This is a genomic window from Veillonella intestinalis (assembly GCF_943193155.1).
GTDB classification, from domain to species: domain Bacteria; phylum Bacillota; class Negativicutes; order Veillonellales; family Veillonellaceae; genus Veillonella_A; species Veillonella_A intestinalis.
This window is the reverse complement of the sequence record NZ_CALPDB010000004.1, coordinates 142095-161541: the sequence shown is the minus strand read 5'-3', so window position 1 is coordinate 161541 and position 19447 is coordinate 142095. Positions and strand designations below refer to the sequence as shown.

At 38.4% G+C, this 19447-nt stretch carries 14 protein-coding genes and 1 CRISPR repeat array (1 of these 15 running past the window's edge); of the genes, 1 reads left to right on the top strand and 13 read right to left on the bottom strand.

The window, feature by feature from the left end; translation table 11 throughout:
- Positions 1–144: a CRISPR direct-repeat array (repeat unit 33 nt; unit sequence ACTTCAATCCACGCCCCCCGAATAAGGAGCGAC) (it extends 899 nt beyond the left edge of the window).
- Positions 145–415: 271 nt separating this feature from the next.
- The 3 genes from NFR44_RS06000 to NFR44_RS05990 all read right to left on the bottom strand — a co-directional run bounded on the left by NFR44_RS06000 (position 416) and on the right by NFR44_RS05990 (position 2750).
- Positions 416–1231, bottom strand: coding sequence for a sulfite exporter TauE/SafE family protein (locus NFR44_RS06000; protein WP_371875192.1), 816 nt, complete (start codon positions 1229–1231; stop codon positions 416–418).
- A 428-nt stretch (positions 1232–1659) separates the two neighbouring features.
- Positions 1660–2379, bottom strand: a complete 720-nt coding sequence (locus tag NFR44_RS05995; RefSeq protein WP_251442057.1) for an LrgB family protein — start codon at positions 2377–2379, stop codon at positions 1660–1662.
- Complete coding sequence (locus tag NFR44_RS05990) at positions 2373–2750, bottom strand: CidA/LrgA family protein (RefSeq protein ID WP_251442054.1); 378 nt, start codon at positions 2748–2750, stop codon at positions 2373–2375. Before NFR44_RS05990 ends, NFR44_RS05995 begins: the two co-directional genes overlap by 7 nt.
- Before the next feature lie 201 nt (positions 2751–2951).
- Between NFR44_RS05990 and NFR44_RS05985 the strand changes: the two genes are divergently transcribed.
- Entirely contained in the window at positions 2952–3872 is a 921-nt protein-coding gene (locus NFR44_RS05985; protein ID WP_251442051.1) for a LysR family transcriptional regulator, read from the top strand.
- A 90-nt stretch (positions 3873–3962) separates the two neighbouring features.
- Here the strand turns inward: NFR44_RS05985 and NFR44_RS09445 are convergent, their stop codons facing one another.
- The 10 genes from NFR44_RS09445 to NFR44_RS05925 all read right to left on the bottom strand — a co-directional run bounded on the left by NFR44_RS09445 (position 3963) and on the right by NFR44_RS05925 (position 19389).
- Positions 3963–7259, bottom strand: coding sequence for a YadA-like family protein (locus NFR44_RS09445; RefSeq protein ID WP_277612530.1), 3297 nt, complete (start codon positions 7257–7259; stop codon positions 3963–3965).
- 59 nt (positions 7260–7318) lie between these two features.
- Positions 7319–10252 carry a YadA-like family protein gene (locus NFR44_RS05965; protein ID WP_251442048.1) on the bottom strand — a complete coding sequence of 978 codons (2934 nt, stop codon included), beginning with the start codon at positions 10250–10252 and terminating at the stop codon, positions 7319–7321.
- Between the two features lie 514 nt (positions 10253–10766).
- Positions 10767–11054, bottom strand: a complete 288-nt coding sequence (locus NFR44_RS05960) for a hypothetical protein (protein ID WP_251442044.1) — start codon at positions 11052–11054, stop codon at positions 10767–10769.
- A gap of 80 nt (positions 11055–11134) precedes the next feature.
- Positions 11135–12544 (bottom strand): hypothetical protein, encoded by a 1410-nt coding sequence (locus NFR44_RS05955; RefSeq protein WP_251442041.1) that lies wholly within the window; start codon positions 12542–12544, stop codon positions 11135–11137.
- A 76-nt stretch (positions 12545–12620) separates the two neighbouring features.
- Entirely contained in the window at positions 12621–13916 is a 1296-nt protein-coding gene (larAH10, locus tag NFR44_RS05950) for an NPN-dependent 2-hydroxyacid racemase, LarAH10 family (protein ID WP_251442038.1), read from the bottom strand.
- Positions 13903–15099: a DNA polymerase IV gene (locus NFR44_RS05945; protein WP_251442035.1), complete on the bottom strand. Its 1197-nt coding sequence runs from the start codon at positions 15097–15099 to the stop codon at positions 13903–13905. Before NFR44_RS05945 ends, larAH10 begins: the two co-directional genes overlap by 14 nt.
- A gap of 11 nt (positions 15100–15110) precedes the next feature.
- Complete coding sequence (locus NFR44_RS05940) at positions 15111–15446, bottom strand: ArsR/SmtB family transcription factor (RefSeq protein WP_251442032.1); 336 nt, start codon at positions 15444–15446, stop codon at positions 15111–15113.
- Between the two features lie 390 nt (positions 15447–15836).
- Positions 15837–16400 (bottom strand): alkyl hydroperoxide reductase subunit C, encoded by a 564-nt coding sequence (gene ahpC / locus NFR44_RS05935; RefSeq protein ID WP_251442029.1) that lies wholly within the window; start codon positions 16398–16400, stop codon positions 15837–15839.
- Positions 16401–16686: 286 nt separating this feature from the next.
- Positions 16687–18261: an ABC transporter permease/substrate-binding protein gene (locus NFR44_RS05930; RefSeq protein ID WP_251442026.1), complete on the bottom strand. Its 1575-nt coding sequence runs from the start codon at positions 18259–18261 to the stop codon at positions 16687–16689.
- Positions 18262–19389 carry a betaine/proline/choline family ABC transporter ATP-binding protein gene (locus NFR44_RS05925; RefSeq protein WP_251442023.1) on the bottom strand — a complete coding sequence of 376 codons (1128 nt, stop codon included), beginning with the start codon at positions 19387–19389 and terminating at the stop codon, positions 18262–18264.
- Between the last annotated feature and the right edge of the window lie 58 nt (positions 19390–19447).

Sequence of the window (19447 nt, the reverse complement as noted above, 5' to 3'; positions counted from 1 at the left end):
AAGGAGCGACGGTAGAAACCTATATTAAAAATGGGAGTACCGAAACTTCAATCCACGCCCCCCGAATAAGGAGCGACTATCGGTATTACTGGCGTGAAACCAGTATGTTTCACTTCAATCCACGCCCCCCGAATAAGGAGCGACAGCTACATATAGTAGACCAACTCTACTATACCCAGCAAACTGAGCTCTTTCATAAGCTCAGACAATTAATTTCATCAGTATATATAAATATGATAAATTAATTTTAACAACTTTAAGTGCGAAACTCCCATCATTTCACAAAATGCTACAGTTTCGCACAAGTTGATTATAAATAAGCACTATTTAAGAATAATAAAATGTCTAGTTTAAGTGCCTATATCCATCTTACCATATAAAGCACTATTTTTCATTTAATAATTATACTTTAAAACTACCACAATTTCCCAGAGGAAAAGATCAACTGTAGCGCCAACAAACCTACACCTAATGAAAATACTAATAAAATACTTGTTGCCTTCAATCGTTTAGCTATAGCCGCCCCTACTTGTGCCCCTATAACTGCACCAATGCCGCAAGCAATAGCAATATTCCACTGAATATGCCCTAAATAAAAATGAGTCGCTACTCCACTAATCGTAGACAAAAATAAGATAAATTGACTCGTAGCAGTTGCAATATGGGTTGGAAATCCCAATAAATACACGAAGGCCGCTACATGAATTAGACCGCCACCAATGCCAAAGACACTGGAAATAAACCCAACTACAACACTGATTAAACAACCAATTGTTTTACTATAAGTTAATTCATGCAACTGAAGAGATTCCTCTTTTCGTTGCCCTTTTGTAAAATTCTTATAACCAATAAACGTAGACATACATAATAAAAAAAGACCAAACCAAAATTTTAACATGGCTATGTCAAATCCTTCAGAAGCTACTGCACCTAGATAAGACCCAGGAATAGTGGCAATCGTGAACCAAATAGCCGCACTGTATAAAATTTTCTTTTGCTTAATAAACGCCGTCGAAGCTGACATAGCATTAAACATAACAATCGTAAGCGATGTTCCCACTACCATAGCAGGCGACCAATCGGTAAAAGTATATAAAAAAACAGGCACAAAGACTAAGCCGCCACCAGCACCAATTAAGGTTCCAAAAGCACCTACGCCAATGCCAAGCAAAATAAATTGTAAAAGCACACCTATAGACATGCCTAATATTACACCACTTACACCATCCATATTATTAAACTCCTAATCAACAGAATCTACTCTATTTATGACTCACTGCCTATTACCAAAGATCACCTATAGCAATAGTAATAACAATAACAATAACAATAGCAATAAAATAACATTTCAATAATTGAACTTAGTATACCCTAAAATAAACAGAAACGCCATCGCTTCCTAAGCATAACTAATAAATTAGCTATCTTATGTAGCAATGGCGTTTCTGTTTAAGTAAGTTTGTGTAAGTTTGTGTAAATACGTTTATAGTTAACTAACTGGCGAAGCCAGTCAAAGAACTACCTTAATTAGGTACGGACGTTTTTTATTCAATAAATACCGTCCAATTTTCAAATTATGTGTTAGTATAGCTACTGACTAACTATTGACTAACTACAAGTAAACTTAAAATCAAGATTACTTTTTAATCTATATAGCCCTTACAAAACGGCTGATACAGCCGTTACAATTGGTGCAATCACCGTAGTCATAATGCCCATGAAAATCATGGCTAAAGAAGCAATAGCACCCGTTTTAGGGCCATCTTCATACGCTTTAGCCGTCCCCGTGCCATGAGCCGATATACCATAAAGCATGCCTTTTAACAATCGATTATGAATATGAGCACGCTTAATCATCATCGTTGTCATAATCATACCTATTAAACCCGTTGCAATAACTAAAATGGCTGTAATCGTCGGATCCCCACCCATCGTATCAGAGGCCGCTAAAGCAAGTGGTGTTGTTACTGAACGCGGTGCCACACTGTGAACAAGTTCTGGACTTAATCCTACAAGTTCTGCTAGCCCCATCGATCCTAAAAAGGCAATGGAACAGCCCATACCAATAACCACAAGTAGAGGAATAAAATATTCTTTCACTACACTGCGGAATTTATATAAAGGCACGGCAAAGGCTACCGTCGCCGGTTGTAACATCATGGTAATATACTGACTGCCTTCTTGATACACATCATAAGGAATGTTCATCGTCACTAAGAATAAACCAATCACTACTGGCACGGCTAACAAAGGCGTAAGAAATAATTTCTTACCAGACCGTTCATACAATTTTTTGAAAAGAAAGTACAATACTACAGTACCCACTAATGATTCGATGATATGAATACTAATCATCTGAAATAATGTGTAGTTTACCATAATCTGTACCCCTTTCTACGTAATTTCATAATACTCAAAGTAATGACAGTGACAGACACTAAAAGCGTTATAATACTCGTTACGATAACACCTAGTAACATAGCCCCTGTACTACCGAAGAGTTGTGTATACTGAATAATCCCAATAGCCGAGGGAATAAAGAACAACAATAATTCCCCAATCAATACGGCTGCACCTTGCTCTACCCAGTTTAATTTAATAATCCCTGAACAAAGCAATAGGAATAATAAAATCATGCCCACTAAGGTGCCTGGCAATGGCAATTGCAACCAGTCTTTTAGGTAACCACCTAACACCCCAATTAAGGCGAGCAATAGAATTTGACCTACTACCATCGCCACACGTCTCATTCGTCCTTGCCTCCCCTAATAGATATATTCATTCTCCAAATGAATGTTAAACGAATCATTTACTTAAATTGTAATTTATCGATATCCTCTTTGGCATGACTTATTGTATCTCATTTTTTATAAAAAAAATAATATTTTTTCCCTATACGACACTATTCTTTTTAGTTATAATAAATAAAGAAAAAATTGCAGGAGGACAGTATGGATATTACCCATTTAAAATATTTTGTTGAAGTGGCTCGACAAAAAAGTTTTACTAAAGCCGCTCAAACTTTACATGTAAGTCAGCCTTCTCTCAGTAAAGCCGTTCGCCTCTTAGAAGGAGAATGGAATAAACAACTATTTCGTCGTCGTGGCCATCGTATCGAGTTAACTAACGAGGCCTGCGCCGTATTACCACAGATTGAAGCTTTAGTGCGCCAATTTGAAGTATTAGAACATCAAATGCATCACACGAACGATATGGAGTCTGGTGAATTAAGCTTAGGCATTCCGCCGATGATCGGATCTTCCTTTTTATCCCCTATCATTCGCGATTTCATGGCCGCTTACCCTCAAATATCCCTAAAAGTTAGCGAACATGGCTCACCTCAAATTGCCCAATTAGTACAAGATGGACAACTACAAGTCGGCTTTGTTACATTGCCTGTATCGGATTTTACCAATCCAGATACTCAAACCTATATTTTCAATCATCAGCCTCTATACTATGTAATGCAGCCAGACTCGCCATTTGCCAATTATGAGTCCATTACATTACAAGAAATTCGTAAAGAACCGCTTGTATTTTTTCACCCGTCTTTTTCACTCTACGATATCATCCTTGGTCGTTTTCAAGAAATCGGTGTAGTTCCACAAATTGTAGCGCAAAGTAACAATTGGGATTTCATTACGGAGCTAGTAAAAAGTGGTTTAGGTACAGCTATTTTACCGCAAACAATTTGTGAGCGCCTTGACCGCAAACATCTTATATCTATCCCAATTGAACCTCGCATCAATTGGGTCTTAGGTATGATTTGGAATGAACGCTCTATGATTGTACCTGCTATTCGTTTGTGGGTTAATTACTTCCGCTCGCATGTAATTGAACAAACAACCAGTCATGAAGAGATTTCACAATAAGGATTAATATTGTCATAATAAAAAAACTCTGACCCCATAATATGAGGTCAGAGTTTTTTGGTTTAATTAACACTGCTTTTATATAACCTTTTACTGCTTAGCAAATTGCTGTAACAATGCTTCAATCTTCTCATCTTGTTGTTTTAGACGATTTTCTTGTAAAGCTAATTGTTCTTGCTGTTGTGCTACTAAGTTTTCTAAATAATCTACTTTTTCCTGCAACACATAGCTAGAAGAAATTGGGCCTTGACGATATTCTTCTACAAGAGCGCGTTCTTTTTTGCTATCACCAAACTTCCAAGTTACACCTGCATTAGCCATCAATTTACTATTCCCACCATTCATGGCTACGCCCGCACGGAAAAGCAAAGACTCATGTTTATAATGAGCAAGCCCCAAAGCAAAGGCATTTTCACCACCATAATAACCATAGCCTGCCATAATTTGAGTTGGCTCTAATGGATCATACTGAAGTGGACTAAGCGCAGCTAAAGCAGCACCCATAGCATCAGCTCTATCACTATTTTTTTGTAATTTATTTACTGAGTGCGTTACACTTTGTCCTAAATCCCGTAATTGAGAAACATTAACGGCATCTGTATCCGCTTCTCCAGGAGCTACATTCTTGATAGTCTTACTATTAGCATTAAGGCCTGCTTCATTTATATACGTAGCATCGCCTACTTTAAAGGAATCTGCTTGAACGGTCTTAGCCGTTACTGAATTTACTTGAATATCCTTAGCAAGATTGATGGATAATACGCCGTTTTCTGTAGTTGTATGAATATTACTATCACCTTGCACATGGACCTTCGGTGTTTCTTTAGCTATAGTAATTGGCGTTATCGTGTTATCAGCGGTAATTGTGAAATCAAATACGCCATCCTGACCATCTTTTACAATTACCGATTGGCTCTCCTTTGTATTAGGATTAGTCGTCGTAATTGTTGTCTCTCCAGACTTTTCATTTTTTAATACTTCTACTATGCTTCCATCTTTACCTGGAGAACCTGTTTCCCCTTTAGGGCCCTGTGGGCCGGTATCTCCCGCATCCCCCTTAGAACCTTGTGGACCAGTACCACCCGTATCCCCTTTAGGTCCTTGTGGACCGGTAGCTCCTGTTTCACCATTGTCCCCTTTAGGGCCCTGTGGGCCAGTAGCTCCAGTTTCACCCGTATCACCCTTAGGACCTTGTGGGCCAGTACCACCCGTATCACCTTTAGGGCCTTGTGGGCCAGTTTCACCTGTATCACCTTTAGGGCCTTGTGGGCCAGTTTCACCTGTATCACCTTTAGGACCTTGTGGACCAATAGCACCATCTTTGATTATAAAGCTCTGATCATCTGTAAAGGTTACTGTAGTATTACCCTTTCCATCGGACTCAATACTCTTAATCGTAACGCCATCTTTGCCAGGTGCCCCATCAGCACCGGCTTTTATAGCCGTTTCATCAACCCCTACAAAAATTACTTTTTTGCCATCAATACCTTGTTTCTCTTCAGCATATAAACCATCGCCAAAGTCAAAGATCATACCATGAATGGCTGCATTAGTTACCACATTTGTACCTGCTGTATAACTAGTGGCTGCATTTTTGCCGCCATTTACACCAGCAGAACGCAAGGATATGGTAGGTGTAGTAACTGTATTAATTACACTATATAACTGTGATCCATTAATAGCATCAGTCGATGTAGCAGAAATAAGGCCCGCTGCTACATGTTGAATGCGCCGCTCATTCCCCACACTGCCTACACTAATAATGCCATTGCTCTTGCCACCAGCAAAAGTCAACTCCAAGGAATTAATCGTTGCCGCTCCATATTCAGTATTACCAGCAGTATTAGCTGTTTTACTAGCCGCAATACTTGATCCACTGCCTAAAGCCACGGAATTAGCTACTCCAGCACTTGCACCAGCGCCTAATGCTAAGGAATCTTCTTCTACAGCCTCAGCATTGGCACCAAAAGCACTGGCTCCTGACTTCTTAGATTTAGCCTCAGATCCTATGGCTATACCCGTAGCTACTTCAGAATTGGAGTCATTGCCAATTGCAATTGTATTAGATTTCTTAGCTAAAGCAGTATGTCCACTATTATCATTAATTCCTGCACGACTGCCGATGCTTATGTTTTTATCGCCCTGAATATATCGGCCAGACTCCACACCGATGGCCACATTATCATCGCCCGTTACAAATACACCAGCGCGAGCACCAAAAGTCATATTTTCGCCACCAGTAACAAATTGACCACTGTGTTTGCCTAAGGTCACATTACTGTCACCTTTAATATAACTGCCAGCAGCAACCCCTACAGAGAAATTATCTTGACCAGCTACATAATTCCCTGAGGAAAAACCTAATGCTATATTATGCTCTGCCCCATCAACCAGAGTGGTCCCCTTCACATTTACTTGAGGCTCACCAAAACTATCTACATTAGACACATCATAACTGCTAGCTTCATAGCCTACATAACGTCCTGCATTTTCACCAATGCCCACATTGAAATTACCTACAATATTCGAGCCAGAAAACTTACCTAACGCTATATTATTATTGCCCACAGATTGACCGGTAGCACCAGCAGTATTGACAAATTTTCGAATATTTTGACCTGCTTGAGTCCCTAATGCATAGTTACCATCACCATTTACATCTTTACCAGCATCTGTACCAAAAGCATAATTTGAGGTTCCCACAACATTTGTACCTGCCTTCGCACCAAAGGCTACATTATCATTGCCCCGCACTTGCTTACCAGTTTGTGAGCCAAAGGCATAGTTAAAACTACCTATTAAATCTGAGCCCGCTTGATAACCTATAGCTAAGTTATAATTACTATCTTCAGATTTTGCTATACCATTTTCAACAGTTGTAACACTTTGTAGGTCACTGCCAGCACCATCCATTAAAGCAATATTATTATTCCCCGTTACATTGTGGCCAGCTTCTGAACCAAATGCAAAATTATAATTGCCTTTAGATGTCATACCTGCTTTATAGCCCATGGCAAATTTAAAATCACCAGAGGACACTTCATGTGCATAGTCGCCTATACTTACATTATATTTTCCGCTTCTATCACGGCCCACTTGTTCGGAAATAACAGTATTGAAATCTCCACCAATCCAACCAGCATAATTATTACTACTATCAGCTCTGCCATTACCACGAATAAAATTATACTTGCCATTTACGGCCGTATTGCCTGCCCCACCAGCATCAGAAATTTGATTGCCTAAAATGATATTCTTTTTAGTCTCATCATAGGTAACAGTAGCGCCCCATACAGTAGAGCCAAAGTATGTCCCAAATACACCACATACTAAACTAGCTACCATTAATTTATTCAAATGATTTTGCTTTTTTTGCAACTTTCCCATTTACAACTCCTCATAATGTATTAAAGTCCAGTTTTCAGTATTACTGAAAGAATATCTACTTATAGCCCCATACGTTGCATTAACATATCAATTTTAGCTTTCATATCTGCATTATCTTTTTCTAATTGTGTATAATCAGCTATTAATTTTTCATGCATTGCTTTCATCTGAATATTTTCAGCTTCTAAAATTGCCAATTTATCTTGCAACACATAGCTAGAAGAAATTGGACCTTGACGATATTCTTCTACAAGAGCACGTTCTTTTTTACTATCGCCAAACTTCCAAGTTACCCCCGCATTAGCCATTAATTTACTATTACCACCATTCATAGCTACGCCGGCACGGAATAACAAGGACTCATGTTTATAATGTGCAAGCCCTAAAGCAAAGGCATTCTCACCGCCATAATAGCCATAACCAGCCATGATTTGTGTTGGTTCTAATGGATCATACTGAAGTGGACTAAGTGCAGCTAATGCAGCCCCCATAGCATCAGCACGATTACTATCTTTTTGTAATTTATGAATAGAATGACTCACTGTATTATTTAATTCACGCAACTGTCCTACATTCACTGCATCACTAGCCTCTTCGCCAGGCGCTACATTCTTGATAATCTTATCATTAGCATTAAGACCTTGTTCACTAATATACGTTGCCTCGCCTACTTTATACGCCTCTGCTTGAATTGTCTTCGCTGTAACTGAATCAACTGTAATATCCTTAGCAAGACTAACAGTTAACGTATTGCCATTAGCGGTCGTCTGAATATTATTATCGCCATGCACTTGAACGTGCGGTGTATCTTTTGCCACAGTAATAGGTAATACTGTTTTATCCGCTGTAATTGAGAAGTCAAAAGCACCATCTTTACCATTAACTCCATCTTTACCATCTTTTCCATCTTTTACAACAACAGATTTTTCCTCAGCCGTATTAGGATTAGTGGTAATAGTAGTTTCTCCAGTTTTTTCATCTTTTGATACTTCTACTACAGTTCCATCTTTGCCTGGAGAACCTGGCTTAATAACGCTTTGATCCACACCAACTAAAATAACTTTTTTGCCTTCACTATTTTCCTTTTCTTCCGCATATAAACCATCACCAAAGTCAAACATCATACCATGAACAGCCTGATTAGTCACTACTGGCGTGCCTTCTTTATATGTGCTATCTGCTTCTCTCCCTTTGCTAAAGATAGAAATCGTAGGACTAACAATCAGCCCTCTAACGGCCTGAAGCTGAGCCACATTGACCGCATCGGTAGGTGCCATACCAGCTGCCAAATTAGTGATTTGACGCGTATTAGTATCATTACCTACAGATACAGCCCCTAAAGTGGACTTCCAAGTTTTATCAGTTTCAGTTGATTGTATCCCTTTTACTGGATCATAGCCAGCTACGCCAACTGCAGTTCCTGCCACTGATTGTGATCCTAAAGCTACACCATCAACCACAGTAGCTTTAGCATTATGACCTATAACTACCACTTGATTAGCTGTCGCACCTGTTTCATTACCAAGAACAACTGAATTCTTTAAGCTAGTAGCAAAAGCAGATTCGTCTTTCTTATCTCTAAAGCCTAGTATAATATTCCCTTCAACAGCCTCAGTTGCTGAGCCTGCAAGAGTTTGATGATTACCGATTACAGCATTTTTCACGGCATTTTCAAGAGTATTATAGGAGCCACTAATATAGCTATGAGATACAGCTTTACCAGTGTTTTCATACCCGGTAATGGCATTAAAAGCAGCAAAAGAATTTCCATTGATAGCTTCCGTCAATTTAGTATCTCTTGAATTCAAAACAAAATTGGTATCTACACCACGCCCCGTTAAGGTATTGCCTACCCCGGAAATAGTAGAGAATAAGGCGTAATCAGCTTTATTCGCACCGCCAATAATCCCCACAGAACCCATGCGATTATCTTGAGAATACTTGCGAAGCGTTTCTGCTAATTCTTTAATTGAATTATTAGCTACTGTAGGATTTAAGGTTAATGTACCTAAAAATGGCACATTGGTAGAAAGCGAGTCCATTATGATAGGACTATCTGGAGTAATATAGGAATTAGTTATTTCATTGCCCGTACCAAAAATCAGTGCCCCATTACTCTTATTAATACGATTCGCTGTCCCAACAATATTAGAAGCCGTCCCTGAATACATAAGCCCTGAAACAGGATCAGAAGAACCACCCAACAACGAAAAGATATTAGCACTTAATTCTTCATTGCCTTCAATACTATTTAAAGAGCCACTAATACTAGAGCCAAAACCTTGAATAGCAGCCCCAGCATTATGAAGGGCATTCGTACCACGAGTTATCTGATTCCCAACCCAAGATGCCGTTGGCTTATCATACGCTTTTGATATAACATTATAGGAACCATTGATACTAGAGAAGTTCCCCATATTAAATGAGTTATCACCCACTGTAGTAGAACCTACGCCAGTTGTTACATTTGAATTCGCTAATTTTCCATTATTAGCAATTGCTGTTCCACCGATTTTGCCATTAGCCGTACTAAAATCAAAATCACCAATCTGCCCTCGATAGTCGCGATTCCCCAATTCCACATTGCCAATTCGTGCATGTGTATCTTGACCAATAGCAATACCTCCAGTAAGTACTGATTTATCTCGGCCAAAAACAATTATACTTTCATGATTGCCATTACTCATATTATGAGAATGAGCATTAGTACCTATAGCAATACCACCTATAGCGGGACCACCCTCATTATTTACCTTAGCAGTAGAGCCTATAGCTACACTATCTTTTTCTGTAGCTAATGCATTCACACCTATCGCCACTGCATTAACGCCAGTGGCACCGTCACCATTATAATTTTGTCCTGAATTTATTTCGGGATTTGTTGGGCCAATACCTAAAAATTTAGCACCTGTACTTGCTGCGTCTACACTCCCTAAGGTTGTCGCTGTTAGTCCCATTAACACTAAAACACTTAACGTAGTTTTTTTCTTCATAACCCTTTACTCCTTACTAAAAACACAAACCTTACCATTCCTTAAATCTTTTAAACTTAAATTACTCACTAAAATCCAACACACCATTTATACAAAAAAGCAAAATATTCATCATATATTAATTATTACTTTATTTTATTTCTTATTTCACTTTTTTAGATAAACTCTATATCATTATACACAAGTAATTTATATTAATCTATATTTTGACATATATTATATTTGAAATATAACATCATTATTTTACAGTTCTTTTACAATTTTTTCATTATTTTTTAATGTTTTGTTATTTTTCGTGTTTACATATTCACATTGCATAAAAGAATATCCATAGAAAATATTGATAATTTATCTCGATTTGCTGCACAGAGCTAAAAAAATTCTTATATCATCAACATTTTTTATAAATAAACTTCTAAGTTTATCGATATTTTATTGCATAATTCGCAATAATGAAGAAGAAGTTTCTTCATTTATTTTCTTTATTATAATTTTTATAACTAAAGTTTTATAGTTAATACCCTCGTTTAGCCAACGCTCTTTGCCGCTTTTTACAATTCTGTTTAACTGGTCTACAATGGTTGCTACACACTTGGCAACGCCCTTTAGCATCAGTCAACGGCAAAACAGCCCCCTGCTCAGGTTGAACAGTTCTAGTAAATTTACTAGATTTTTCAACATTTAAACTTTGCTTCTTAGGTTCTTGAGGTACTCGTATATCGGAAACCCTCTGCTCAGCCTCATTTTGTTTGCTACTTGTATTAGGCCTAGCAAATATACCAGCTAACACTCCATGAATCAACTCACCAATAAAACCACCCTTGATCGACGTAAGTTGCTTTTTATAAACATCACGTTTTGTAGTATGCCCACCAAGGTCATTTACTTTTTTGGCTTTTTTTGGATGGCTGATTCCACAATATCCAATACTTGAAGAACTGCTGAACGACCTAAATCTTGTACAGTATCCTTCACTTCGCTAGCCTTTTGTTTCACTTGCGTTGCAACGCCCTCAACATTAGCTTTTACTTCACCTGTTTTTTCTTCTGCAGTCTGTAACACTTCTGAGGCTTTTAATTTTGTAGCCTCTACAGTTTCATAAGTTTTTTCCTTTACCTGCTCCGTTGAGGCTTTAACCTCTTTAGCCAACTCTTCACTTGCCGCATCAAAATCTTGATACCATTCCTCACTACGAGCTTCTACATCCTGTTTAGCATGTTTTGCTTTTTTCAAAGCTTTTTTACTTTCTTTTTTAGCATCTTTAGCTAATTTTTTCGCTTCTTTTTTTGCTGATTTTTGAGCTTTTTTAATAGATTTTTTAGCCTGTTTAGCTAACTTTTTAAACTCTTTCCATTCAGTATGTTGCATCAAGTCTTCAATCGTAGCTTGCACTGATTCCCCTTTATTAAGACCCTTACTCAACATATTAAAAATGTCTTGCAAGAAAATCTCCCCAGTAGGGAAGCCCGTTTCTTCAGTGCTATCTTCAATCGCTTCAGAAGTTTTAGAGGAATCATTCACTACATCAGCCTTTGCAGCTTTAGAACTATTTTTTACCACATCAGATGTTTCTGTTTTTGAAGACTGAGTATCTGACTCAGCAACTGAGCTAGCAGTAGCCGCTTTTGCATTAATAACTGCATTAGTGCCCTCTACAGCGTTATCAACAGCTAAATCACTAGCCTCATCACGACCTTGTGTTAATGGCGCCCATGGTACTTCTGTATCATGAAGGGGATTAGCTGATGACACCCCTGAGGTAGCGGATTTAGAATTTGTTAAATTAGGGTTGGTTGTATTCGCTTTAGAATTAACCGAACTTAGTGTTTCACCATCAGACTGTGCTACTACAGTCCCCTCTTGTCGAGCTGCTACCGTACCAGCTTGACGCGCTGCCACAGCACTAGTCTGGCGAAGCGCAAGAGGGCGCTCGGTTACATCCACATCATCCAAATCCACTTGATCAATATCCAACTCTTCACTAGTTAATTCCTCACCTTGACTTTGGAACTCGTCTTCTAGGGAATCATATACGTGAAGTTGTGCTAATAAATCCTGCGTTTCACTGATTTCTTGCCACAAACTATCTAACAAAGCCGTATAAAATAAACGAGACTTTACTTCTTCATAGGCTTGCTTTGTAATATGTAACTCTTCATATGTCAAATCATCGGTTGCATCCAACTCTTCAATCATTTGTTGAATGTGACGATCCTCGGCATACTTATTTTGTAACGAACGACGAACTGAATCAATAACGGACTTACCAATAATGCCATGACGATTATGCATATTCCCAGCTCCTATCTTTTACAAGAAAACGTGCTATCACAATATTACTAACAACTAAAAGTCTTACGTACTGCTTCTATTTTTTCAACATAGGCACCGTATTACTTGCCAACGGCATTATGTTAACTGTGTAATCTTCACGACCTAAAATCTTCGCCGCATGAGCCAAGGCATCATCGATGGACGTAACAACATCGATTCCCACTCGATCACAAGTTTCTTTATTTTCAGGCTTAGTAACTAAAATATGATGATATTTTTGGAAGTCTTCACCTAAATGTAAAGAAATAAACCCTGGTACGGTAAAGCCATTGCGAAGTTTGATTTCACGCTCACGAAGATCACGAGTTTCAAACCAATCAATAAATTCAGCTGGCTCAGCAATGTCATCTAATTCCATCAACAAGATAACAACACCACCTGGTTTACATGCGCCTACGGCATTAACCTGTGTTTTAACCCCTTGATATAAGTTTATATCTTTTGGATAGCCACCAGCCGTAGCAATGACACAATCTGCTAATCCATTAATATCAACACCATAAATTTTTTCAACTAATTGAGTGCCTTCAAGCCATGCATCTTCCCAGTGACCACAAACAAACTTAGCCACTTTGCCTTCTGTATTAGCCACTGTATTGATTAGGAAGTCAGCCTCTACAGCACAACCATGTTCTCTTTGGTCATCATGCATAATATTATGGCTAATATTACCGCTCACAATTTCAGGATTAGTACCTTCCCCCACATTGTCACGTAAACATAAACAATGGTTCTTTTGAATTGCTTCATAGGAGGAAATACCTGGTAAAATCGCTTTGCGACCACCACCAAAGCCAGCCATTAAATGATATACACAGCCCCCTGTTAAAATGAGGCGATCTGCATCAAGTGCTAACTCATTGACTTCAATTGGTACACCATGACTAGTTACACCTAAACGACGGAATTTGCTGTCTGGATTAATGCCACTACTATGTTCAATACGAACGCGATCTACAACTTCATCCCCAAATTCAGCGCGAGATTCGGCTTCTGTTTGTAAACGATGAGCCCCATAGGCAATCAACAAGAAAATCTTTTCATCTGGCACGCCTGCCTCATTCAAGTAGTTTAATAAAGTTGGCAAGAACTTCTGATAGCCAATCCAAGCGCGCGTAATATCTGATACAACTATACAAACTGATTCATCAGGTTGAACAATATCCTTTAAAGGAGCTGTTCCCGTAGGATTATTCAAGCTTTCAACTAACGCACTGCTCATATCTTCAAGGGCTGGATATTCGGCCCCTTCCACTACATTTAATACCTCTTGTGTTGGCAAATCAAACTCTACATAGCCACGGCCATATTTTAATTTAAAATGTTTCATTGTGATTCTCTTCCTCTCTCTTCTGTTGGGTAGCCCGTTGCCAAAGAGCCCCCTTCATAACAATCCCTTCACCAAATTTCGCTTCTAGCCCATCCATCGCTCTTGCCAGTTCTTCCTGAAACGTCTCCTCCTCAAATAGAGATGTCTGCCCCAATGCACCAGCAAAATCACTGACCGTAAGACCTAATAAGCGAATTGGTTTATTTATATTGAGTTTATTATACAACATCATACCTACTCGGTACAGTGTTTCTTCATTATCTGTTGGCACTTCAATTCGTTTTTGGCGGCTCAACGTTTCAAAATCATTAAACCTAACCTTTATAGCAATGGTACGACCTTTCAAATTTTGCTGGCGCAAACGCTTAGCGACTTTATGAGCAAAAAAATACCATTCTTGATTAATAATTTGAGGATCTACTAAATCCTCCTCATAGGTCAATTCATTGCCAATGGAATGTACCTGTCGTTCATATTCAACAGGCCTGTCATCCAAACCACGTGCCATATCATATAATCGCTTAGCTTGATTACCCACAATAGGCTTCAATGCTTGTTCATCCGGCAAGGCTGCCAATTGACCAATTTTATAATAGCCTGCCTCCTGTAAGCGCTTTGCCATATGACGCCCAACGCCCCATAAGCGTTTGACTGGTAATGGAGCCACAAATTCTGCCTCTTTACCATAGGGAACCACCACAAGGCCATTGGGCTTCTTAATATCTGAGGCTAATTTCGCCAAATATTTATTAGGCGCCACCCCTACAGAGGCCACCAAACCGGTAGCCTTCCAAATGTCTTCTTTAATTGCTTTACCTAAGGCGTAAGGGCCTGTAAAGCGACCATGGAGTCCCGTAACATCTAAAAAAGCTTCGTCTAAGGATAAGGGCTCAATATAAGGCGTATAGCGGTGCATTATTTCATGGACTTGCTCTGAAATAGCATAATAGGCAGCAAATCGTGGTCGTAAATAAATCCCCTCCGGACATAGTTCCTTGGCCTTTACCATACTCATAGCAGAATGAACCCCCATTTTACGAGCTTCATAAGAGGCCGTAGCTACTACACCACGCGAAGAAAGGCCGCCAACGATTACCGGGCGGCCTCTATACTCAGGATTATCACGTTGTTCCACTGATGCATAAAAAGCATCCATATCCACATGCATAATCCAACGTCTCATAGTTACTCCTATTATTCTGGCTTATCTTCTAAGCGACAGTATTTAATCTGAGCACAAATACATTCATCTTTAGTTTTATATAACTCAGGCAGAATTTTTACTAACTCATCAAACGTAGTTTCATTAATTGAATACCGTGTCCATAAACCATTACGCTGTGAATTTACAACACCGGCATCAATGAGAATTTTCATATGATAGCTCAACGTGGATTGAAACAGATTAAAACTTGCTAAAATGTCGCAAGCACATAATTCATTACATGACAACATGTCGATTATATGCAATCTAGTCTCATCACTTAACGCCTTAAAAATACTCGCCAATCTCTCGTATGATACTTCCATACCCAATACTCCTTTTACTAAACCCTAGCTTTTCATTCCTTTAACCTTATTCTATGTAATATATTATATACTAAATTCCTCAATAAATCTAATAATTTCAATTCACCAAGTTTTTGATAATAATCATGAATAAAAATTCTAATTCATAATACTTAATTAATCAAGTTTTACTCCCTATCACACACAAGGTTATCAAAATTTTAAATAACAATCCATTTATCAGTCACCTAACTAATTATAAGAGCCGATAAAAAATTATGAACAGCCAGATAGAAAAAACCAGCGGTCGAGAAGCTCTCGCACCGCCGGTTTTTTGAGGAAAAGGGATTAAACTAATCTATGACAGTAGTTAGTGCAAAGGGGGAGGGACGCACTAACCACTTATTTATATTATAGTTTACCTACTAAGTCCAAACCTGGTTTTAAAGTATCAGCACCTGGTTTCCATTTTGCTGGACAAACCTGATCACCATGTTTTGCTACGAACTGAGCAGCCTGCACTTTACGAACTAATTCGTCAGCGGAGCGGCCAATGCCCATGTTATGGATTTCAGCTGTTTCTACTTTACCTTCTGGGTTAACTACGAAGGAGCCACGATAAGCACGGCCATCTTCTTCGGAGAAAGTTTCAAAGAAATCAGCTAATTCATGTTTTTGGTCAGCCAACATAGTGTACTGAATTTTAGCGATGTTAGGAGATGCATCAGCCCATGCTTTATGTACGAATTCAGAGTCAACGGATACGGAGAATACTTCTACGCCCATTTCCTGTAATTCTGCATAATGAGATTGTAAATCTTCAAGTTCTGTAGGGCAAACAAATGTGAAGTCAGCTGGATAGAATACGAATACGCTCCATTTACCAACAACATCTGCTTTAGTTACGGTTACTACATCTGGATTTCTGAAACCCTGTAAGGAAAATTCTGGAAGTTCTTTACCAATAATTGCCATGTGTGAGTCACTCCTTATTATCTACTATAACATCATAAGCTACCAATTAATAATTTTTAATTGATAGTTGTTAACAACAAATAATCTATATTGATTATATATTCATCATACACTATACAACGAAAAAAATCAATCTAAATTAGAAAATCTATTATGCAAACTATGAAAAATGGCGATAAGATACTTTTATCTTATCGCCACCAATATAGCTATTATCTGTAGTTTCACTGATTTCAAATTAAATCAACTCAATTTTAACTGAATCATACTACTTATATACTATTTATTATTTGATTAAACCTTTAGCTACTAAAAAGTTATGAGCTACTTCTTTAGGGTTCTTATGCTCTACGTCTACTTGATAATTCAACTCACGCATAGTTTCTGTATCTAAGGTTGCCATCATACGGTCAATAACACCTTTTAATTCAGGATGGGCTTCTAATGTTTCTTCACGAACCAAAGGTACACCATAATATGGCGGGAATACCCCTTTGTCATCCTCTAGTACTGTTAAGTTATACTTTTTCAACAAACCATCCGTAGAAAAAGCATCTACAACCTGCACGTCACCACTAGCTAATGCTACATAACGAGTAGCGCCGTCAATCCCTTTAGCATCTTTAAAGGTAAATCCATATTCTTTTTGTACCCCTAATAAACCATCTTGACGATTTAAGAATTCAAGCGTAGTCCCTGCATTCAAAGAGCTAGCAACTTGGCTCAAATCACTCATCGTATGCAAGTTATATTCTTGGGCTACTTTAGGATCTACTGCTAAGGTATACGTATTACTAAATGGTGCCGCCGTCAACAAAGCAATCTTATGTTTATCCGCTAATTCTTGCTTAGACGTATTATATACTTGCTCTGCATCATTAATAGGATCATGTTTCAAAATATCTACATACGCTGTACCAGTATAATCAATGTAGGCATCAATATCGCCTTTTTCCATGGCATTAAATAACACCTGCGTACCACCAGCGCCTAAATGACTTTCTACTTTAATATCAGTATTTTTTTCAATCATTTCAGATAACATATTACCAAGCACTAACTGCTCTGTAAACTGCTTACTACCAATTCGGATAGTATTTGGATCTTTGACAAAACTACTGTATACATTGTTACCAAACATAACAACTAACAAAGCTACAACAATACCGACGCTCCACTTTTGACGACGACGTTTCGCTGTAAGCGTAGCTCTAGTTTTTAATAATTCTGGCTGTAAACTTACAGGCGTTACCAAAGACTCTACTTGAGATAATACCCAGTCAATAACTAAGGCTAAAATACAGGCTGGAATCGCACCGGCCAAAATCATACCATTATTGACGGAACTAATACCACTAAACACTAAGAAACCTAAACCACCAGCTCCGATAAAGGCCGCTATTGTCATAAGACCGACTGCTGTTACGGCAGAAATACGAACACCAGCCATCAACATAGGCAACGTCAACGGCAACTGTACTTTCCACAAAATTTGCTGACGCGTTAAACCGATACCACGGGCGGCTTCAATCGTCCCTGGTGAAATCTGGCTAATACCAATGTAAGTATTCTTTACGATTGGCAATAGAGAGTATAGGAATACTACAATGACCGACGGCAAAGTACCAATCCCTAATAGAGGAATCGCAAAACCTAATAGAGCCATACTAGGCACGGCCTGAATTAAATTGGTTGCCCCCATAACAGGTTTATTAAGGGGTTTTACATAACTAATTAAAATACCAAGCGGCAAGCCTACAATAATCGCAAGACCTACGGCAATGGCAGTCAACTGAATATGCTCTAACAAAAGACGCATAATCTGATCTGTATTTTCAAACATATAACTAAATATACTCAATTATATTACCTCCGCATCATCTACATACTGGCTCCCTAAAGTAGTAATTAAGCTACTTTGAGTAATAACGCCTGCTAAACGTTCCGAATCATCTAAAACTAGCATATACGGACGGTGCAAGGTTTGAATTGTTTCAACAATTTCCAATAAGGAATCACCGATATGAGCCACCTTCTGAGGCTGTGCCATAATTTCACTAACAGGCCCTTGTAAACTATCTTGCTCACGAATCATACGAGCATTAACAAGGCCTCTGAAACGGCGGGTGCCACGATCAATAACGATTAAAAAGTCTTGAGGTATATCTTTAATTTTTTTCATACAACGCAACAAACTATCGGTTGGATAGGCTGTATTGGTTGCTTCTATCATAATATCTTCGGCTTTAATAAACTCTGGCGAGTTCCAAATGCGGTTTTTACCGATAAAGCTTTCTACATATTCAGTAGCTGGATTTCGTAAAATCTGCTCTGGTGTATCATACTGTTCTACATGCCCTTCACGCATCAAACAAATACGGTCAGAAATCTTAATGGCTTCGTCCATATCATGAGTTACGAATACGATAGTTTTTTTCAAAGTCTCTTGTAAACTACGCAATTCATCCTGTAAGGATACACGAGTAATAGGGTCAATCGCCGAGAATGGTTCGTCCATTAAAATAACATCGGGATCTACGATAAGTGCACGGGCTACCCCTACACGTTGTTGCTGACCACCAGATAATTCAATGGGATATCGATCTAATAAATCACGGGATAAATCAACCAAGTCCATCATTTCATTAATTTTTTCAGCACGTCCTTCTTGCGGCATATTATGAAGATTCATAACCAATTCTAAATTTTTACGAATTGTCATATGCGGAAATAAGCCGGTTTGCTGGATAACATAACCAATTTTACGGCGTAATGCTACTGGTTCTATATCATGAACATTTTCGCCATTTACATAAATATCGCCACCCGTAATTGGAATCAAGCGATTAATCATTTTAAGTAATGTTGATTTACCGCAACCACTACCACCGATAAGGGAAACGATTTCACCATCAGGGATAGATAAGGTAATATCATGTAATACTTCTTTTTTGCCATAGCGTTTTTTTACATTTTTAATTTCAATCATGTAAGACCTCCCTAAAAAAACTAACAGTTCTAGTTCTTACAGCCTTTTACAATCAATA

Excerpts from the sequence above, each read along its gene's own strand:
- NFR44_RS05985 (WP_251442051.1), top strand. The coding sequence starts at position 2,952 with ATGGATATTACCCATTTAAAATATTTTGTTGAAGTGGCTCGACAAAAA.
- NFR44_RS09445 (WP_277612530.1), bottom strand. The coding sequence starts at position 7,259 with ATGGGAAAGTTGCAAAAAAAGCAAAATCATTTGAATAAATTAATGGTA.
- NFR44_RS05955 (WP_251442041.1), bottom strand. The coding sequence starts at position 12,544 with ATGCATAATCGTCATGGCATTATTGGTAAGTCCGTTATTGATTCAGTT.
- NFR44_RS05940 (WP_251442032.1), bottom strand. The coding sequence starts at position 15,446 with ATGGAAGTATCATACGAGAGATTGGCGAGTATTTTTAAGGCGTTAAGT.
- NFR44_RS05995 (WP_251442057.1), bottom strand. The coding sequence starts at position 2,379 with ATGGTAAACTACACATTATTTCAGATGATTAGTATTCATATCATCGAA.
- NFR44_RS05925 (WP_251442023.1), bottom strand. The coding sequence starts at position 19,389 with ATGATTGAAATTAAAAATGTAAAAAAACGCTATGGCAAAAAAGAAGTA.
- ahpC (WP_251442029.1), bottom strand. The coding sequence starts at position 16,400 with ATGGCAATTATTGGTAAAGAACTTCCAGAATTTTCCTTACAGGGTTTC.
- NFR44_RS06000 (WP_371875192.1), bottom strand. The coding sequence starts at position 1,231 with ATGGATGGTGTAAGTGGTGTAATATTAGGCATGTCTATAGGTGTGCTT.
- NFR44_RS05990 (WP_251442054.1), bottom strand. The coding sequence starts at position 2,750 with ATGAGACGTGTGGCGATGGTAGTAGGTCAAATTCTATTGCTCGCCTTA.
- NFR44_RS05945 (WP_251442035.1), bottom strand. The coding sequence starts at position 15,099 with ATGAGACGTTGGATTATGCATGTGGATATGGATGCTTTTTATGCATCA.
- larAH10 (WP_251442038.1), bottom strand. The coding sequence starts at position 13,916 with ATGAAACATTTTAAATTAAAATATGGCCGTGGCTATGTAGAGTTTGAT.
- NFR44_RS05965 (WP_251442048.1), bottom strand. The coding sequence starts at position 10,252 with ATGAAGAAAAAAACTACGTTAAGTGTTTTAGTGTTAATGGGACTAACA.